The 16,772-nt window shown below is 65.0% G+C and carries 18 protein-coding genes; 10 read left to right on the top strand and 8 right to left on the bottom strand.

Annotation, left to right across the window (positions count from 1 at the left end; translation table 11 throughout):
• A partial coding sequence (locus QHC67_RS17420) for a hypothetical protein (RefSeq protein ID WP_319296212.1) occupies positions 1-235 on the top strand: 235 nt, incomplete at its 5' end.
• Here QHC67_RS17420 and copD read toward each other — a convergent pair.
• Both copD and copC read right to left on the bottom strand, forming a co-directional pair.
• Complete coding sequence (copD, locus tag QHC67_RS17415) at positions 232-1,161, bottom strand: copper homeostasis membrane protein CopD (protein ID WP_319296210.1); 930 nt, start codon at positions 1,159-1,161, stop codon at positions 232-234. The genes QHC67_RS17420 and copD overlap by 4 nt on opposite strands.
• A gap of 4 nt (positions 1,162-1,165) precedes the next feature.
• Positions 1,166-1,549, bottom strand: coding sequence for a copper homeostasis periplasmic binding protein CopC (copC, locus tag QHC67_RS17410; RefSeq protein WP_319296208.1), 384 nt, complete (start codon positions 1,547-1,549; stop codon positions 1,166-1,168).
• A 134-nt stretch (positions 1,550-1,683) separates the two neighbouring features.
• Between copC and QHC67_RS17405 the strand changes: the two genes are divergently transcribed.
• The 9 genes from QHC67_RS17405 (at position 1,684) to QHC67_RS17365 (ending at position 9,278) form a co-directional block, all read left to right on the top strand.
• Positions 1,684-1,956: a hypothetical protein gene (locus QHC67_RS17405; protein WP_319296206.1), complete on the top strand. Its 273-nt coding sequence runs from the start codon at positions 1,684-1,686 to the stop codon at positions 1,954-1,956.
• Complete coding sequence (locus tag QHC67_RS17400; protein WP_319296204.1) at positions 1,956-2,396, top strand: periplasmic heavy metal sensor; 441 nt, start codon at positions 1,956-1,958, stop codon at positions 2,394-2,396. The genes QHC67_RS17405 and QHC67_RS17400 overlap by 1 nt, the downstream gene beginning before the upstream one ends.
• Positions 2,393-2,959 (top strand): RNA polymerase sigma factor, encoded by a 567-nt coding sequence (locus tag QHC67_RS17395; protein ID WP_319296202.1) that lies wholly within the window; start codon positions 2,393-2,395, stop codon positions 2,957-2,959. The genes QHC67_RS17400 and QHC67_RS17395 overlap by 4 nt, the downstream gene beginning before the upstream one ends.
• Positions 2,960-3,024: 65 nt before the next feature.
• Positions 3,025-4,944, top strand: coding sequence for a copper resistance system multicopper oxidase (locus tag QHC67_RS17390; protein WP_319296200.1), 1,920 nt, complete (start codon positions 3,025-3,027; stop codon positions 4,942-4,944).
• On the top strand, positions 4,941-6,014 hold the full coding sequence (locus QHC67_RS17385; protein WP_319296198.1) for a copper resistance protein B: 1,074 nt from the start codon (positions 4,941-4,943) through the stop codon (positions 6,012-6,014). The genes QHC67_RS17390 and QHC67_RS17385 overlap by 4 nt, the downstream gene beginning before the upstream one ends.
• Positions 6,015-6,107: 93 nt before the next feature.
• Positions 6,108-6,581, top strand: coding sequence for a DUF305 domain-containing protein (locus QHC67_RS17380; protein ID WP_319296196.1), 474 nt, complete (start codon positions 6,108-6,110; stop codon positions 6,579-6,581).
• 59 nt (positions 6,582-6,640) lie between these two features.
• Positions 6,641-8,176 carry a PAS domain S-box protein gene (locus QHC67_RS17375; protein WP_319296194.1) on the top strand — a complete coding sequence of 512 codons (1,536 nt, stop codon included), beginning with the start codon at positions 6,641-6,643 and terminating at the stop codon, positions 8,174-8,176.
• Positions 8,166-8,789 (top strand): response regulator transcription factor, encoded by a 624-nt coding sequence (locus QHC67_RS17370; RefSeq protein ID WP_319296192.1) that lies wholly within the window; start codon positions 8,166-8,168, stop codon positions 8,787-8,789. The genes QHC67_RS17375 and QHC67_RS17370 overlap by 11 nt, the downstream gene beginning before the upstream one ends.
• Before the next feature lie 81 nt (positions 8,790-8,870).
• Positions 8,871-9,278 carry a response regulator gene (locus QHC67_RS17365; RefSeq protein ID WP_319296216.1) on the top strand — a complete coding sequence of 136 codons (408 nt, stop codon included), beginning with the start codon at positions 8,871-8,873 and terminating at the stop codon, positions 9,276-9,278.
• A 111-nt stretch (positions 9,279-9,389) separates the two neighbouring features.
• Here QHC67_RS17365 and QHC67_RS17360 read toward each other — a convergent pair whose 3' ends face one another.
• The 6 genes from QHC67_RS17360 to QHC67_RS17335 form a co-directional block, all read right to left on the bottom strand.
• A complete protein-coding gene (locus tag QHC67_RS17360) occupies positions 9,390-9,827 on the bottom strand; it encodes a DUF411 domain-containing protein (RefSeq protein WP_319296191.1) in 438 nt (145 codons plus the stop codon).
• A gap of 82 nt (positions 9,828-9,909) precedes the next feature.
• The gene (locus QHC67_RS17355; protein ID WP_319296189.1) at positions 9,910-11,124 is read right to left on the bottom strand and encodes an MFS transporter; all 1,215 of its coding nucleotides are present in this window, start codon (positions 11,122-11,124) and stop codon (positions 9,910-9,912) included.
• A gap of 26 nt (positions 11,125-11,150) precedes the next feature.
• Positions 11,151-11,936, bottom strand: a complete 786-nt coding sequence (locus QHC67_RS17350; RefSeq protein WP_051187084.1) for a copper resistance protein B — start codon at positions 11,934-11,936, stop codon at positions 11,151-11,153.
• Positions 11,937-12,109: 173 nt separating this feature from the next.
• On the bottom strand, positions 12,110-13,801 hold the full coding sequence (locus QHC67_RS17345) for a copper resistance system multicopper oxidase (RefSeq protein ID WP_319296187.1): 1,692 nt from the start codon (positions 13,799-13,801) through the stop codon (positions 12,110-12,112).
• Positions 13,802-13,825: 24 nt separating this feature from the next.
• On the bottom strand, positions 13,826-14,851 hold the full coding sequence (adhP, locus tag QHC67_RS17340) for an alcohol dehydrogenase AdhP (RefSeq protein WP_183956207.1): 1,026 nt from the start codon (positions 14,849-14,851) through the stop codon (positions 13,826-13,828).
• Positions 14,852-14,876: 25 nt separating this feature from the next.
• The gene (locus QHC67_RS17335; RefSeq protein ID WP_319296184.1) at positions 14,877-16,397 is read right to left on the bottom strand and encodes an aldehyde dehydrogenase family protein; all 1,521 of its coding nucleotides are present in this window, start codon (positions 16,395-16,397) and stop codon (positions 14,877-14,879) included.
• Positions 16,398-16,772: the final 375 nt, after the last annotated feature.

Raw genomic sequence — 16,772 nt, 5'->3', positions numbered from 1 at the left:
CGCTTCAAATGACCGACGTCAAACTGTCGAAGTCCTCAGATCGATCCCCGAACGACCCTATTTCCGCACCCTGCTAAGCGGCGAGGCAGGCGCTCAACGCCCCACGCTCGACACCCGGCTGCGCGAAGCAGAGATATGTCTCAAATCGATCCCGGGCTGCGTCGATTGGCTCCCAGGGGCGACGCGCAGGACTGCATGGCGCTCGCTCTGCTCGTGGCGGTTGGCATTGCGCTAGACCGACATGGGCGGAGACAGTGTTCCCAGCCATGCGACGAGCCCGAGAATGACGACCGCCAGGCAGCCCTCGACGAGCAGGCTCTTGCGCAACAGGACCATCGCCGCGGCCGCGTCCTGTTGCGCAATGGCGATACCCAGCGCGGGCGTGAGGCGGAAGCGGTTGAGTCCGGCAAGGCCGACCATCGCGGCAAAAAGCAGGAGCTTGGCGATCAGCAGCAGCCCATAGGTCGATTGCGCCAGCGTCAGCACATGGTCAGGGCCGACCAAAAAGGCGCCGTTAACGGCGCCGGTGAGAATGAGCAGGCCAACGATCAGCGTGCCGACGCTTGCGAAGCCGCGCAGCGCGCGCTCGGCCAGCATTGCCCGCTCCATGTCGTCCGTCGCGATCTTCGGCAGTGTCAGGAGGAGAAAGGCGACAATCGCCCCGACCCATGCCCCGGCGGCGAAGAGATGGAGTAGATCGGACCCAAGCTGCAACCAACCCGCAGCGCCTTCCCCAGCCGCGCCATGACCCGACCAGGCAAGCGTCGCCAGCGCGACTGCGCCTGCGACCGTCGCACCCAGTGTGGCGCCGCGCGGCGATCGGTTCAGCAGCGCAGCGCCGGAGAGCACGGAAAAAAGCGCCAGCATTCGTATCTTGAGCGCGAAGCCCAGCGCGGTTTCGTCGAGGAGGTCGCTCAGGATCGACATGTCCGGCTGGGTGAACGGCACGCCGGCCATGGCCGCTCCCTGAAGCAGGAAACCCAGCGAAGAGAGGAGAAGGCCAAGCGCCGCGAGGCTGATGAGCGGAACGACCAACGGCAGGTGCCGCCGTGCGGTCTGCCCGCCGCCGAGCGCATAGAGTGCAAACAGCGGCAGACCGAACAGCAGGCCGAGGTCGACGTAGAGCGCCCAGCGGATCGCGACGAGAGCCACGTCACTCACCGGGTCACGTCACGGTGAAGGCGAGGTTGCCCTCAATCCGGTGCGTATCGGTCGAGACGACATGCCAGGCTACCTGATAGCTTCCGGCCGAGAGCGGTCGCGCAAGCGTCAAGACAAGCGTCTTGCCGTCAGCGGCGGTCGTGGTCTTGAAGCCCGTGACCGCCATGCGATGGTTGGGCATCCCCGGCATGCCCGTCATGACGATCTCGGCGCCGGACAGCCTGGGCATTAAGCCTTCGCTGAAAGTGAGCGTGATCTTCGACGGGGCCGCGACGCTCGCATTGGCGACAGGCGTCGAGGACAGGAGCTTGGGATGGGCAAAGGCCGGGGATGCGACGAGCACACTGGCGGCGAGCGCGGCCAGGGCAAAGCGATGCGGTGCAGGCATGAAAGCAACTCCTTCTCGAAGAATGGTATTGCTGAATACGCAGCGCCGCGGCTTACCCCTCAGAATATTCACGCACGCCTCGCATGAGGGGCATGATGGGTTATTGCGTATTCTAAGCTTGAAGGAGAATGCAGATGACGGATCTCGACACACTTCTCGGACGCTTGCGCGACGCGCCGCTCGATCCGCGGCTACACGGTCTCGACGACCGGGTGATGGCGGAGATCGCCCGCATCCAGGCAAGTCCGAGCGTCGGCAACACCACGTTCGGCATTGCGGCGCTCGCTGCGCTTCTCATCGGGATTGCCGGCTCTGGGCTGCCCACCGCATCCGCCGATGCGAGCACCATCACGCCGTTCGACGCCCGGCTGGCGTTGGCGCCCTCGTCGCTGCTTGGATCGCGGTGATGCGCGATCCTCGGCGGCTGGTTCTTCTGGCGCTGCTGACATTTGCCGCGGCGGTCGCCGGCGTGGTGATCGGGCGCGTCTATGTCGTGCCCGATCGACCAGTCGAAAACGAGCTTCATGAGCTGCTTCACCGCGATCTCAAGCTCGATGCAGGGCAGCACGCACGCCTCGAGAAGATCGAGAAGAGCTACGCCATTCGCCGCGAGGCGCTCGAAGCCGAGCTGCGCGCCGACAATGCACGCCTTGCCGAGGCGATCGAGGCCGAACATGGCTATGGCCCAAGAGTCTCGGCCGCTGTCGACCGCTCGCATCAGGCAATGGGCGAACTACAGAAGGAGACGCTGGAGCATATATTCGCGATGCGCGCAGTGCTCCGTCCCGACCAGGCGGCGAAGTTCGACGAAGCCGTGGTGAAAGCACTCACGGCCCAGAAAAAATGACGCTCCACCTCCCCGACTGCTCGGACGGGGAGCTTGCGGGTCTGGCCCTGGCAGGCCGACAAGCAGCGTTCGGCGAACTGGTGCGACGCCACCAGGGCTGGGTGTACCGGCTCGTGCGCAGTCACGTCGGCGATAGCGAGGAAGCTATCGATGTAACCCAGACCTGCTTCGTCTCGGCGTTCAGCGCGCTAGGCCGCTATGACGGCAAACGATCGTTCCGCGCCTGGCTCTCCCGTATCGCGCTCAACAAATGCAGAGACTGGCGCCGCCGCCGCGCCGTTCGCAGGCTGCTCGCCTTCGCCTTGCCGCTGGGCGAAGCACGCGACTTGGCGGACGAAACGCCTGGCGCGGACAGAACGCTGGCCGGCGAAACCGAGCTGGAGCGCACGATGACGGCGATCGCGGCTCTGCCAGTCGCGCTCAAGCAAGTGCTGATACTGCGGACAGTTGAAGGCTCCTCCGAAGCCGAGACCGCCGAGATCCTCGGTATCAGCCAGAAGGCGGTCGAAACCCGACTTTATCGCGCCCGGACGCGGCTTTCGGAAATATTGCAAAATTCTTGAGGGGTAAGCGCTCGCGCTGCGTATTCCCAATAACCCCTCCTGGATGTGAGCGAAGACAGCGCGTTATGAATTCAGTGTTCGACCGCCGCCAGTTCCTGCGCGGCGCCGCGCTCGCAAGCGGCGCCGCCGCGCTGTCGGCCTGGCTGCCTGCCTGGGCGCAAACCGTGTCGGCGGGCTTGCGGCCTACCCTTCCTACCGTCTCCGGCGAGGACATCACCCTCACCATCGCCCGCCAGTCGATGACGATCGACGGGCATCGCTTTCGCGCCATCGGCATCAACGGCACGGTCCCCGCGCCGCTGGTCCGCTTGCGCGAGGGGCAAAGGGTGCGGCTCAACGTCGTCAACCAGCTCGAAGAGGACAGCTCTATCCACTGGCACGGGCTTCTGGTCCCGGCGAAGCATGACGGCGTGCCGGGCGTGTCGTTCCCCGGCATCAAGCCGGGTTCGAGCTATCTCTACGACTTCCCGGTCATCCAGAGCGGCACCTATTGGTATCACAGCCATTCGGGCCTTCAGGAACAGGAAGGTCATTACGGGCCGATCATCATCGACCCGGCGGGCGACGATCCCGTTGCCTATGACCGTGAGCATGTGATCGTTCTGGCCGACCACAGCCCGCTGTCGCCAGAGGCGATCTTCCGTCGCCTCAAGGTCAATCCGGGTCATTTCAACTTCCAGCGCCAGACGCTCGCCGGGCTGCTCTCGGGGCGCGACCAGCCGCTCAAGGACCGGCTCGACTGGGGCCAGATGCGGATGGACCCGACCGACATCTCGGACGTCACCGGCTCGACCTATACCTATCTCGTCAACGGCCATGGCCCGTTCGACAACTGGACCGCGCTGTTCACGCCCGGCGAGCGGGTGCGGCTGCGCGTTATCAACGCCTCGGCCATGACCACCTTCAATGTCCGTATTCCGGGACTGCCGCTCACCATCGTCCAGGCCGACGGGCAGAATGTGGTGCCGGTGACGGTCGACGAGTTCCAGATCGGCGTCGCCGAGACCTACGACCTCATCGTCACGCCCGGCGAGGACAAGGCTTTCACGCTCGTCGGCGAGGCGATCGACCGCTCGGGCATGGCCCGCGCCACGCTCGCGCCGCGCGCCGGCATGACCGCCGAGGTGCCGCCCCTGCGCAAGCGACCGCTCGCCGACATGAAGGACATGGGGATGGACATGTCCTCGACGCCCGGCATGGAAGGAATGGATATGTCAGGCGCCGCCCCACGGGGCGTCGATCCCAGTGCCGAGAAGAACGCCTCCGCGCGTCTCGGCGGCGCGGCAGCGGCGGTGCCGGGCGGCATGGACCATGGCGCGATGCCGGGCATGGACCACTCCGGCATGGCCGGGATGGACCATTCGGCAATGGCGGCCGAGGCCGGCGATCAGATGACCGGCATGGATCATGGCGGGCACGAGATGGCCTCGATGAAGATGCGCGACTTTGCGAATGCACCGCAGGTCAAGCGCGACCCCAGCGTTCAGACCATCTCACCGATGCCGGTCGATCGCACCGGCGAGCCGGGCCAGGGTCTGACGGACGTCGGCCACAAGGTGCTCGTCTACAAGGATCTGATGGCGCTGGAGCGCAATCCCGACGTGCGGGCGCCCGGCCGCAGCATCGACATCCACCTCACCGGCAACATGGAGCGGTTCATGTGGTCGTTCGACGGCGAGAAGATGTCGGACCATCACGAGCCGATCCCCTTCACCGAGGGAGAGCGCGTGCGGATCAACCTCATCAACGACACGATGATGGGGCATCCGATCCATATCCACGGCCATTTCTTCGAGCTGGTGACGGGACACGGCGATCATGCGCCCCGCAAGCACACCGTCATCGTCCAGCCGGGCGGCAAGGTGAGCTGGGACTTCACCGCCGATGCCGTCGGCGACTGGGCATTCCACTGCCATCTTCTCTATCACATGCATGCCGGGATGATGCGGGTCGTGAGCGTGCGTCCCAAGGGAGATGCGGCATGACCCGGCTCGCGACGATGCTCGCGGCGGTGTCGGCGCTGGCGCTGGGAGTGCCGGCGTTCGCCCAGGACCATTCAACGCACGACATGCCCGGCACGACGCCGCCGGGCGGGGCGCAGCCGGCGCAGGACAAGCAGAAGCACAAGGACGCCGCGCCGCGCCCCAACCCACCTGCGCAGTTGCAGGATCCGGCCGCATCGCCGGACAGCATGCCGGGAATGGACCATTCCCGGCATCAGGATAGCGCGATGCCCGACATGCCTGACATGGACCACGCGCAGCACGGCCAGGGCGCGATGCCGGGCATGGAGATGACCGGGACGGCGCTTCCCGCCGGTGACGCACCGCCGCCGCCTGTTCCGCACGACCATTATGCCGATCGCGATTTTCCCGGCGGCGAGATGGCGCGGGCGCGAATGGCCATGATGAAGGAGAACGGCGGCAGTAATTTCGGCCAGCTTCTGCTCAACGTCTTCGAGTATCAGGCCCATAGCGGCCGCGACGGCTATCGCTGGGACGGCGAAGGCTTCTACGGCGGCGACATCAACAGGCTCTGGCTCAAGAGCGAGGGCGAAGGCGAGTTCGGGCGCGGCATCGATACCGCCGAAGTGCAGGTGCTCTACAGCCGCGCCATCGACCCCTATTTCAACGTCCAGGCCGGTATCCGGCAGGATTTTGGGCGCGGCCCCGACCGCACCTATGCGACGGTCGGTTTTGAGGGCCTGGCGCCGGGCTTCTTCGAAGTGGAAGGCGCGCTGTTCCTCTCTACCAAAGGCGACCTGCTCGGCCGGGTCGAGGGTTATTACGACCAGCGCATCACCCAGCGCCTCATCCTCCAGCCGCGCCTCGAGGTGAATTTCAGTGCGCAGGATGTGCCCGAGAACGACATCGGCTCAGGTCTCGTCAACGTCGAGCCCGGCCTGCGGCTGCGGTACGAAATCAGCCGCCAGTTCGCGCCCTATGTCGGCGTGTCCTATCTGCGCAAGACGGGAGATACGGCACGGCTCTCCCGCCTTGCCGGGGAGGATGTCCATGCCACGAGCTTCGTCGTTGGCGTCCGCTTCTGGTTCTAGTGCGGGAGTGGCGAAGGGCGATGCGGCAGATGGGCGAGAGGGTGTGCGGCAATCCCGCTGTATCCGGTTCACGCCGAACCAAGGAGAGGACCTATGGACCACCCATCCGGCTACGGCAGCCCGCAAAAGGGAGCCTATTGGAGCCTCGCGCTCCAGACCCTCGTCAGCGGCGTCATCATGTATCTGGTGATGTTCGTCATGATCGACGGTCTCGACAGCTTCTACAACAACCTGAACATGCTCTACATGACGATGATGATGGTGGCGCCGATGGTGGTGCTGATGATCCTCGCCATGCGGCATATGTTTCCGTCGAAGGCCGCCAATATCGCGCTGATCGCGGTCTCGCTGATCGCTTTCTTCGGCAGCTTCGCCCTGATCCGCACCCAAACGACGATCGGCGACACAGCCTTCCTGCGCTCGATGATCCCGCACCATTCGGGCGCGATCCTGATGTGCCGCGAAGCGCGGCTGAGCGACCCGGAGGTCGTCCGTCTGTGCACCTCGATCGAGCAGTCGCAGCGCCAGGAAATCGACGAGATGAAGGCCATCCTCGCGCGTCGCTGAGCATCTCCTTCGAACCTCGATCCCTCAAACGCCTTCGGTTACTGGGCTGAGCGGGCGTCATGGACAAGAAAGATCCCGACGCCAGGAATGCCACTGCCGAGATCGAGCGGCTTGCCGCGCTGTTTCTGCGTCAGGCCGGCCGCTATGTCCTTTCGCTGCTTGATGTCTCCGGGCGGGTGCTGAGCTACAATGAGGAAGGCGAGCGGATCGAATGCTGGCCGCTCGACCATGTTCTGGGAAAGCCGCATGATCTTTTCTATCCGCCCGACGAGATCACTGCCGGCAGACCACGGGCCGATCTGGCAGCGGCGCTAGACGAAGGAACATTCGAGCGCGAAGCCTGGAGAGTTTGCGAGAACGGCTCCGAGTATCTGGCGCGCCTGACCATTACGGCGCTGTTCGACGGTGACCTTCATTGCGGGTTCGCATGCATCACCCGCGACGTCACCGACGAGGCCGCCGTTCGCGCCTCGATCGAGACGCGCGAACAGCATTTGCAATCCATCCTTGCGACCGTCCCCGACGCGATGATCATCATCGACGAGGGGGGCAGCATCACCTCGTTCAGCGCAGCCGCCGAGCGCCTGTTCGGCTACCGGGAAGCCGAACTGATCGGGCACAACGTCTCGTGCCTGATGCCGCAACCGGACCGCGGCCGTCACGACGAGTATATCGCCCACTACCTCCGGACCGGCGAGCGCCGCATCATCGGGCTCGGCCGCGTGGTCGTCGGGCAGCGCCGCGACGGTTCGACCTTTCCGATGGAGCTATCCGTCGGCGAGGCAGGCGAGGACGGCCAGCGCATGTTCACCGGCTTCGTCCGCGATCTCACCGCAAAGGAACAGGACGAGCTGAAGCTGAAGGAGCTTCAGGCCGAACTCGTGCACGTCTCCCGCCTCAGCGCCATGGGCACGATGGCCTCTACCCTTGCGCACGAACTCAACCAGCCTCTCGCGGCGGTAGCACTCTACCTGGAAACGATCAGGGATCTGCTCGAGGCAGAGGAGGGCGAGCGTTTCGCGTCGCTGCGTTCGGTGATGGACGACGCGGCCCAGGAAACCTTGCGTGCCGGCCATATCGTCCGCCGCCTGCGCGATTTCGTGGCGCGCGGAGAGGTCGAGAAGAGCGTTCATGACTTGCCGCATGTCATCGCCGAGGCAAGCCAGCTGGCGTTGGTCGGCGCGCGCGAACGCGGCGTTCGCACTTTTTTCGCGCTCGACCCGGCCGCGACGCCGGTTCTCGTCGACCGCGTGCAGGTCCAGCAGGTGCTCGTCAATCTGATGCGCAACGCGATCGAGGCGATGGCGGAAGTGCCGATCCGCGATCTCCGGCTCGCGAGCATGCTGCGCCCCGATGGCCTGATCGAAGTAACCGTCGAGGATACGGGACCGGGCATCGCCGAGGAAATTCGGCAGCAGCTCTTCACCGCGTTCGTGTCGACCAAGTCCGATGGCATGGGCCTGGGCCTTTCGATCTGCCGGACCATCATCGAGGCGCACGGTGGAAGGATCTGGGTCGAGCACCCCCCGCGTGGCGGCACGCGATTTCATTTCACGCTGATCCACGCGAAGGCGGAGGAGGATTATGGAGGATAGGCGGATCATTCACCTCGTCGACGACGAGGAAGCAATTCGGCGCGCGGCCGGCTTTGCGCTGAAGACGGCAGGCTATGTTGTCGAAACCTATGCGTCAGGGGTGGAATTTCTCAAGGTGGCCAGGTCCGCGACAATTGGCTGCGTTATCCTCGACGTGCGCATGCCGGAAATGGATGGCCTGGCGGTTCAGGCCGCCATGGCCGAGCGCGGGATCAACATGCCGGTCGTCGTTCTCACAGGGCATGGTGATGTCTCGGTTGCAGTCCAGGCGATGAAGGCCGGGGCGATCGACTTTCTGGAAAAGCCCTTCGAGAAGGCTGCCTTGCTTCAAGCGGTCACACGCGCATTCGGACGCATAGACGATGCCGACGTCCGCGCGATCGAGGCGTCCGACGCGCAGGTGCGTATCGCCGCCCTGACGCCCAGGGAGCGGGAGGTGCTCGAGGGCTTGGCGAACGGCTATCCCAACAAGACGATTGCCTACGATCTGGGATGCTCCTCGCGAACGGTGGAAGTCCACCGCGCCAGCCTCATGGCCAAGCTCGAGGCGCGTAATCTATCTGAGGCGCTGAGGATCGCTTTCGCGGCGGGCCTCGGACAAAAGCCCAAATGATTGCGGCCTCTACGTAGCGACGGGGACGGTCGCCTGTGCGAGCGATGAAGCGAGTTCAATGAGGTTGTCTTGTCGCCCGAGATGTCATCGATTGGTTCCACACCGCATGATCGACGCTACACCATCCTCGTCTCGGACGACGATCCCGGGGTGCGGCGCGGGCTACAGTTGCTGTTGCGGTCGCGCGGCTACACGGTCTCCGGCTATACGTCCGGAAGCGCGCTGCTTGCGGATCCGCGCGCGAAAAACGCCGACTGCGTCATCCTCGACTATCGCATGCCCGACATCGACGGTTTCGCCATCCTGCGGCATCTCCGGCAGTCCGGCTGGTCGGGGCGCGCGATCATGATCTCGGGCTTTCATGACCTCGTGCTGGCACGTCGTGCCGCCGAAGCCGGGTTCGATCACGTCATTTCCAAGCCGGTGATCGGGCGGGCGATCCTCGATGCGGTCGGGCAACACAGCGCGCAAAGTCGCAGGAAACATTAAAGGGCTTTCCCGATCCGCGTGGAGTTACATGAAACTCGACGGCGGCAGCCCGATGCGCGCGGCATCGCGCCGCGCATCGCATGACGATCCAATCACTAGCGTCTATGCAATTCAATGCCGTGCGAATAGCCTTGGCGCTGCGGCACCGAAGGCGATGACATCATAGCGTTGGGACTTGACGCCCGCCACTTCCATCCCCTCCGATCCGAGCGGCATGCCCGCAACCGCCAGGCCTTTGACACCGGCAGGCCGTGTCGCCAGCAGGCGCTTCATGTCGGCGATCGGGACATGGCCTTCAAACAAATAGCCGTCGATGACCGCGCTATGGCAGGAAACGAGCGCCTGGGGCATGCCAGCGTTGCGCTGCAAGGCGCTCCGCGTCGCATCATCCCGCATGACGACCTTTCGGCCAAGCTTGGCCTGGACAGCCCGCGCCCATTTCTCGCAGCACCCGCATCCAGGATCCCGATGTACGACGACATCACTGGCCGCAAGAGCGACTCCCGGCATAGCGAGGCACAGCAAGGCGGCGGACAGACGGCTCTTCATGGACTGATTCCTGGACAGTGACGAACACGGTGTGGGCACTTGCCCCCATTGTTCAATACGCAGCAATGCCCTCCCCCCCTTATCAATCGGAGGCTTTTGTCGAACCCGGCCTGCGTCGCCATACTAACGGAAGCGCGACGAGGAGAAGGACCGATACACAGCCGATGCCTATCAGGATCAGCGGCTGTTTCCCCGGATCGGCCAGGGCAATTGCCAGTGGCGCAAGGGCCTGGCCGATACTGGCCGCGGCATGCTGCAGCCCGAGCTTCCAGCCTGACGGAAGCGTGGGGCCGCTGATCCAGAAGCTCGTCACGAGACGAAGGCTCGCGGAACTCCAGCCGGCCGCGACAATGAGGCCGGCGATCACGATCATCGACGACGCATAGGGAAAGACGAACAAGGCGGCGGCGAGAAGCCCAAGCGTAAGGCACGCGAGCAATCTGGGGGCTGTCACCAGCCACGGGACCCTGGTGTGGAACAGCTGCGCCGCCAACATCGCCAGTCCGCAAAGGCTGAGCATCCATGCAATCGCCTCGCGGTTGAGACTGGCTTCAACGCGGGTCACCAACAAGCTGACATGCATGGCGGCAAGGCCCCCACCGCCGACGACCGTGACAAGGAGCAGGATCGAAGTGGTCGGAAGCGACTGTGCTTCGCCATCACCACCGCTCCCGGGCCGCGCGGCGCCGCGCACCGGCAGGGGCGCAACCAACATGAGCACGGCGATCATGGCGACGGCGACCGACAGCATCAGGAGCGGCGCTCGAGGAAATACCGCCCCGGAGACCTCCGCGAGCAGCGGAGCGGACAGATCGCCCAGGAAAACGAAGGCGGTGAGCCAGGTGAAGTGCATCGCCCGCTCGGCCCGTCCACCTCCGGCAAAGCTCCTGGAGAGCAATGCGAGCGGTATGATCGCGGCCGCGGACATGCCCGCGAGAGCGCGCAGGAGATAGAGTGTCGGAAGCGCCACGACCCCGACCGGCGCCAAGGCAAAAGCGAGAAGGATGAGCGCGGCGCGCAGCAGGACCCGATAGTCCATGCGGTCCGCGAGCCAGCCCCAGAGCGGCGCAAAGAGCAATGCCGCAAGGGGATGCGCCGCACTCAGGCTCGCTACGTGGAAGTCATGGGCGCGCAGCGACAGTGGGACCGGTCCCTCGTCGACGAGCGACGGCAGGAACGCAAGGATAGCGGTCTGGCCCGCCGCCGCAGCGGCGACGGCGAACTGCAGCAAGATCGGCGAGCGGAAGGCTGTCTCCTTCTCGCCGTCCCCTTCGTCGCGACGCCCGGGTTCGTTCAATGATCCTGCCGGCGCCGCATTGCGGGTCACCACCACACGCGCAAGCCGACCACGACGCGATGCTCGGTCACAAGCTCGCGATCCGCGCGCCGGAAATCGGCGGTGCCGCCCAGCGCGCGTTCCCAGACGAAGCCGACATAGGGCGCGAACTTGCGCGAGATTTCATAGCGCAGCCGGCCGCTCAGTTCGACATTGCTGAAGCCGCTGCCGAGCTCGCGGTCGGTGGAGCGCTTGGAATAGACGTTGGTCTCGACCTGCGGCGTCAGGATGAGCCGATTGGTGAAGAGCACTTCATAGGAAGCCTTGGCACGGGCCGCCACACGGCCGTCGTCACCTACATAGCCGGTCAGCTGGACGTCGAACCAGTAGGGCGCCAGACCCTCGACGCCGGCGGCGAGCCAGGTCGTGGCACCCTTGCCGAGATCTTGGCGAACGCCCAACAGCGTGCCCCAGAACGGGTTCTTGCTGTGCCACCAGAGCGCCTCGACGCTGCTCTCGGGATCGAGGCGATCGCCGGAGTTCTTCAGTCCCTGGCTGCGCAGCCAGAGCTTGTCGTTGTCCTGTCCCCTGGTGACCAGCACCGTCCAACCGAAACCTTGCCCTTCGTTGCCGGTGGCAAACTCCAGTTCGTCGACGAGGATCTTGGGGATCGAGAGCTTGTCGGCCATCTCATAACCCGGCAGGCTGGAATTACGGTAGCCGTCGGCATAGTCGTTGGAGTCGCGCGCGTCCGGCGGGGCCTTGCCGCCCTGCATCCGGCCCATGTCCATCTTCGTGCTGCCGCCCGACACGTCGACCCCGGACATATCCATGCCGGCATGGTCCTCGGCCCGGGGCGGTTCTTCCGGTTGAACCTGCTGCGCGATCGGCGGCGCGGCCGGGACGTGTTGGTGAGGCGCGACCTGAGCATGGGCGGGCGCGACCGCCACAGCCAAGAGCGCAATGACAAAGGCGAACGGAGCACCTTGTGGGCGAGCAAGGCCGGTCATGCGACCACCACCTCCCGGAACATGCCGGCGGCCATATGGTAGAGCAGATGGCAGTGGAACGCCCAACGGCCCATCGCATCCGCCGTGACCCGGAAGCTCACCCGCTGGGCCGGCTGGACCACCACGGTATGCTTGCGGACCTGGAAAGTGCCGTCCGGCGCTTCGACGTCGCTCCACATGCCGTGGAGGTGCATCGGATGGGCCATCATCGTATCGTTGACCAGGGTGATGCGCAGCCGCTCGTTCGGCTTGAAGTGAAGCGGCCGCGAGTCGTTGAGCTTGATCCCGTCGAGCGCCCAGATGAACCGCTCCATATTGCCGTTGAGGTGGAGCTCGATCTCGCGTTCCGGCTCGCGCGGATCGGGATCTCCGGTCGGTGTCCTCAAGTCTGCCAGCGTCAGGACGCGCCATGATCGACCGCGCAAGCCCGCCCCCGGGTCGTCGAGATTGGCGCGAGGATAGTCGACGCGCATGTCGGTGTTCGCGCCATATTCGGTGCGGGCATGCCGGGCCTTGGGCGGCATCTCCGTCACGCCGTGCCCCGCATGTTCGCCGCCCATTGCGGTCATGGCGCCCATCATGTCGACGGGGTCGAGCCAGGGCCGCGCATCGAGCGCCGGCACGGGCGCGACCATGCCGGGCGCGGGCGCGATCGTGCCGCGGGCGAACCCCGTGCGGTCGATCGACTGGGCGAAGATCGTGCGGGCATCACCGTCCGGCATGGTGAACTCGACATCATAGGTCTCGCCGGGCCCGATCCGGAACTCCTCGACCGTCACCGGCACCACCGCCTGCCCGTCGGTCGAGACGATCGTGAGCGCGACACCGGGGATACGCACGTCGAAGAAGGTCGCCGTCCCGGCGCCGACGAAGCGGAGGCGAACATGCTCGCCCGGCGCGGCGATGGCGGTCCAGTTGCCCGCGGGCGTCGTCCCGTTCATGAGATAGGTGTAGGTCGCGGCGGAAATATCGCTGTAATCGGTCGGATTCATGCGCGACGTGTTCCACATTCGCCGGCGCTCGAGGGCCTTGCCAAGCCCCATCGAGCCGACGTCCTTGAGGAAGTCGCCTGCGGTCGGCTGCGCGAAATTGTAATAGCTGCTCAGCTTCTTGAGGTTCGTGAAGATCTGGAGCGGCGGCTCGTCCGACCAGTCGCTCAGCATGATCGTATAATCGCGGTCGGGAACAGAACCCGTCGGCACCTTGGGATCGATGACGATCGCACCGTAAAGCCCGGTCTGCTCGGCGAGCGTGTGGGCATGATACCAGTAGGTCCCCGTCTGGCAAACCTCGAACCGGTAGGTAAAGGTCTCGCCCGGCGCGATGCCCGCGAAGCTGATGCCCGGGACGCCGTCCATTTCGGCGGGCAGGATGATCCCGTGCCAGTGGATGCTCGACATTTCCTTGAGGCTGTTGCGAACCCGCAGCGTGACGGTGTCGCCCTCGCGCAGGCGCAAGACGGGTGCCGGGACCGCCCCGTTCACCGCCGTCGCGACCCGGCGCTTGCCGGTATAGTTGACCGGCAGCTCGGCGATCTCGAGGTCGAACTCGGTTCCGCGCAGTTCGCCGGCCGACGCGGAAAGGGATTTCGCCAGCAGCGCCGGAGCGAATCCGGCAACGCCTGCGCCGACCGCCAGCCCCTGGACGAAGCGGCGCCGCGCGATCGGGAAACTATGAAACGAGGGCATGACCGTCGCTTTCGTCAAATATGGTCAGGCCAGATCGAGGACGATCCGCCCCTCGATGTCGCCATGGTGCATGCGCGCGAAAACATCGTTGATATTCTCGAGCTTCTCGGCGTGCACGGTTGCGTGGACCTTGCCTTCGCCGGCGAAGGCCAGGGCTTCGATGAGGTCGAGCCGGGTGCCGACGATCGATCCGCGTACCGTGATGCCGTTGAGCACGGTGTCGAAGATCGACAGCGGAAAATCGCCGGGCGGAAGGCCGTTGAGCGCCACCGTGCCGCCGCGCCGGACCATGCCCAGCGCCTGCTGGAAGGCCTTGGGCGATACCGCGGTGACGAGGACGCCCTGCGCACCGCCGATCGCCTTCTTGATGGCGACCGAAGGATCCTCGCCGCGTGCGTTGACGGTCAGCGCGGCCCCAAGGCGGGTTGCGAGCTCAAGCTTGCTATCGTCTATGTCGACCGCGGCCACGTTCATGCCCATGGCGCGGGCATATTGCACCGCCATATGACCGAGACCGCCGATCCCGGAAACGACGACCCAATCGCCGGGCTTTGCCTCGGTAGCCTTCAGGCCCTTATAGACCGTGACGCCCGCGCAGAGGATCGGCGCGATGTCGATGAAGTCGACATTGTCGGGAAGATGCCCAACATAGTTGGGATCGGCGAGGACATATTCCGCGAAGCTGCCGTTGACCGAATAGCCGGTATTCTGCTGGAGTTCGCACAGCGTCTCCCAGCCGCCCAGGCAATGCACGCAATGGCCGCAGGCGGTGTAGAGCCAGGGAACGCCGACCCGGTCGCCTTCCTTGACGTGGGTGACGCCCGATCCGACGGCGGCGACATGACCGACGCCCTCGTGCCCGGGAATGAACGGCGGATTGGGCTTCACCGGCCAGTCGCCCTCGGCCGCGTGCAGATCGGTATGGCACACGCCGGTTGCTGCGATCTTGACGAGGATCTGGCCGGGGCCGACTTCGGGGATCGGCGCCTCTTCGATCACGAGCGGCTTGCCGAATTCGCGGACGACGGCCGCCTTCATGGTTTTCGCCATGGCTGCTTCTCCTACTGAGAGGGTGTCAGAACAGGCCGAGCGCCTGCTCGTCATACGAGACGAGCAGGTTCTTGGTCTGCTGGTAATGGTCGAGCATCATCTTGTGGTTTTCGCGCCCGAACCCCGATGCCTTGTAGCCGCCGAAAGCGGCGTGCGCGGGATATTGATGATAGCAGTTGGTCCAGACCCGGCCGGCCTGGATCGCGCGGCCGAGCCGGTAGGCGGCGTTGCCCTTGCGGGTCCAGACGCCCGCCCCGAGACCATAGGCCGTGTCGTTCGCGATGCTGATCGCCTCCTCGACGGTCTTGAACCGCGTCACCGACAGGACCGGCCCGAAAATCTCCTCCTGGAAGATCCGCATGCGGTTCTCGCCGACGAACACGGTCGGCTGCACGAAATAGCCCTGGTCGAGCTCGCCGCCGGGAAGCGCCCTGGCGCCGCCGGTCAGGCATTGCGCGCCTTCGGCCTTGCCGATCTCGATGTAGTTCAGGATCTTGTGAAGCTGGTCTTCGGACGCCTGGGCACCCACCTGAACCGAAGGATCGAGCGGGTCGCCCTGGCGGATCGCCGCGACGCGCGCCACGGCGCGTTCCATGAAGCGGTCGAAGATCGATTCATGGATCAGCGCGCGCGAGGGACAGGTGCAGACCTCGCCCTTATTGAAGGCGAACAGCGTGAAGCCCTCGAGCGCCTTGTCGAAGAAGGCGTCGTCCTCATCGAGCACGTCCGCCATGAAGATGTTGGGCGACTTGCCGCCCAGCTCCATCGTCTGCGGGATGAGATGATCGGCGGCGGCGTGCATGATCTGCTTGCCGGTGACGGTCTCGCCGGTGAAGGAGACCTTGGCGATGCGCGGGTTTGCGGCAATCGCCTGGCCGACGGTCCGCCCGGGACCAGTCACGACGTTGAGCACGCCCGGCGGCAGGATGTCGGCGGTGAGCTCGGCGAGCATCATCAGCGTGAGGGGTGTCTGCGACGCGGGCTTGATGACCGTGCAGTTGCCCGCCGCAAGCGCCGGCGCGATCTTCCAGGCCGCCATCAGCAGCGGGAAATTCCACGGGATGATCTGGCCGACCACGCCCAGCGGCTCGCGGAAATGATAGGCGATGGTATTGGTATCGATCGTCGAGATCCCGCCCTCCTCCGCCCGAATGCAGCCGGCGAAGTAGCGGAAATGGTCGATCGCGAGCGGGACGTCGGCGGCGCGCGTCTCGCGGATCGGCTTGCCGTTGTCGATCGTCTCGGCGAGCGCGAGCAGCTCCAGATTGTCTTCGAGCCGGTCCGCGATGCGGTTGAGGAGCCTGGCGCGTTCCGCCGGCGAGAGCCGCGCCCATTGATCCTTGGCACCATGCGCCGCATCGAGCGCGCGTTCGACATCGTCCGGGGTGGAAAGTGCGAACTCCGCGATCAGGGCGCCGTTGATCGGGCTCGTGTCCGCGAAATATTCGCCCGTGGCGGGAGCGCTCCAGCGGCCGCCGATGAAATTGTCATATCGGTTTCGGAACGAGGATGCGGCATTGATTGTCCCGATCGCTTTCTCGTACATCGTCTGTCTCCATCTCCACTGGTGCTAAACGAGGTAAACCCTGTGCCATGGAGGCCTATAAGTAACATCCGCAGGGGCCGCTCACTCAGTCGAACAGACGAATCCACAAGATGAGCCATCGGTTGAACTAAAGAGTCTGTGGATATTTATTGGCGAACGGCGAAGCTATTCGAGCGCGCATACGAACGACTTGCTGCCGCTCTTGCGCTGCGGTGCAGACTATTGTCGTTGCAAGGCGGCGCCCATGGCGGTCGTCCTGCGGGTTATGAGCGGTGCCGCTTCAGCCTGACCCAATCACCTGGGCACCTCTATCAACCTCGCGTTCTGACGCCTGTTTGGCAGCGGAGGGCTGATGAAGCGCTGCCTTTGCCAGTT

This window comes from Sphingobium sp., assembly GCF_033795625.1.
Classification (GTDB): Bacteria; Pseudomonadota; Alphaproteobacteria; order Sphingomonadales; family Sphingomonadaceae; genus Sphingobium.
The sequence above is the reverse complement of the archived record's forward strand: the minus strand, read 5'-3'. Positions and strand labels throughout refer to the sequence as shown.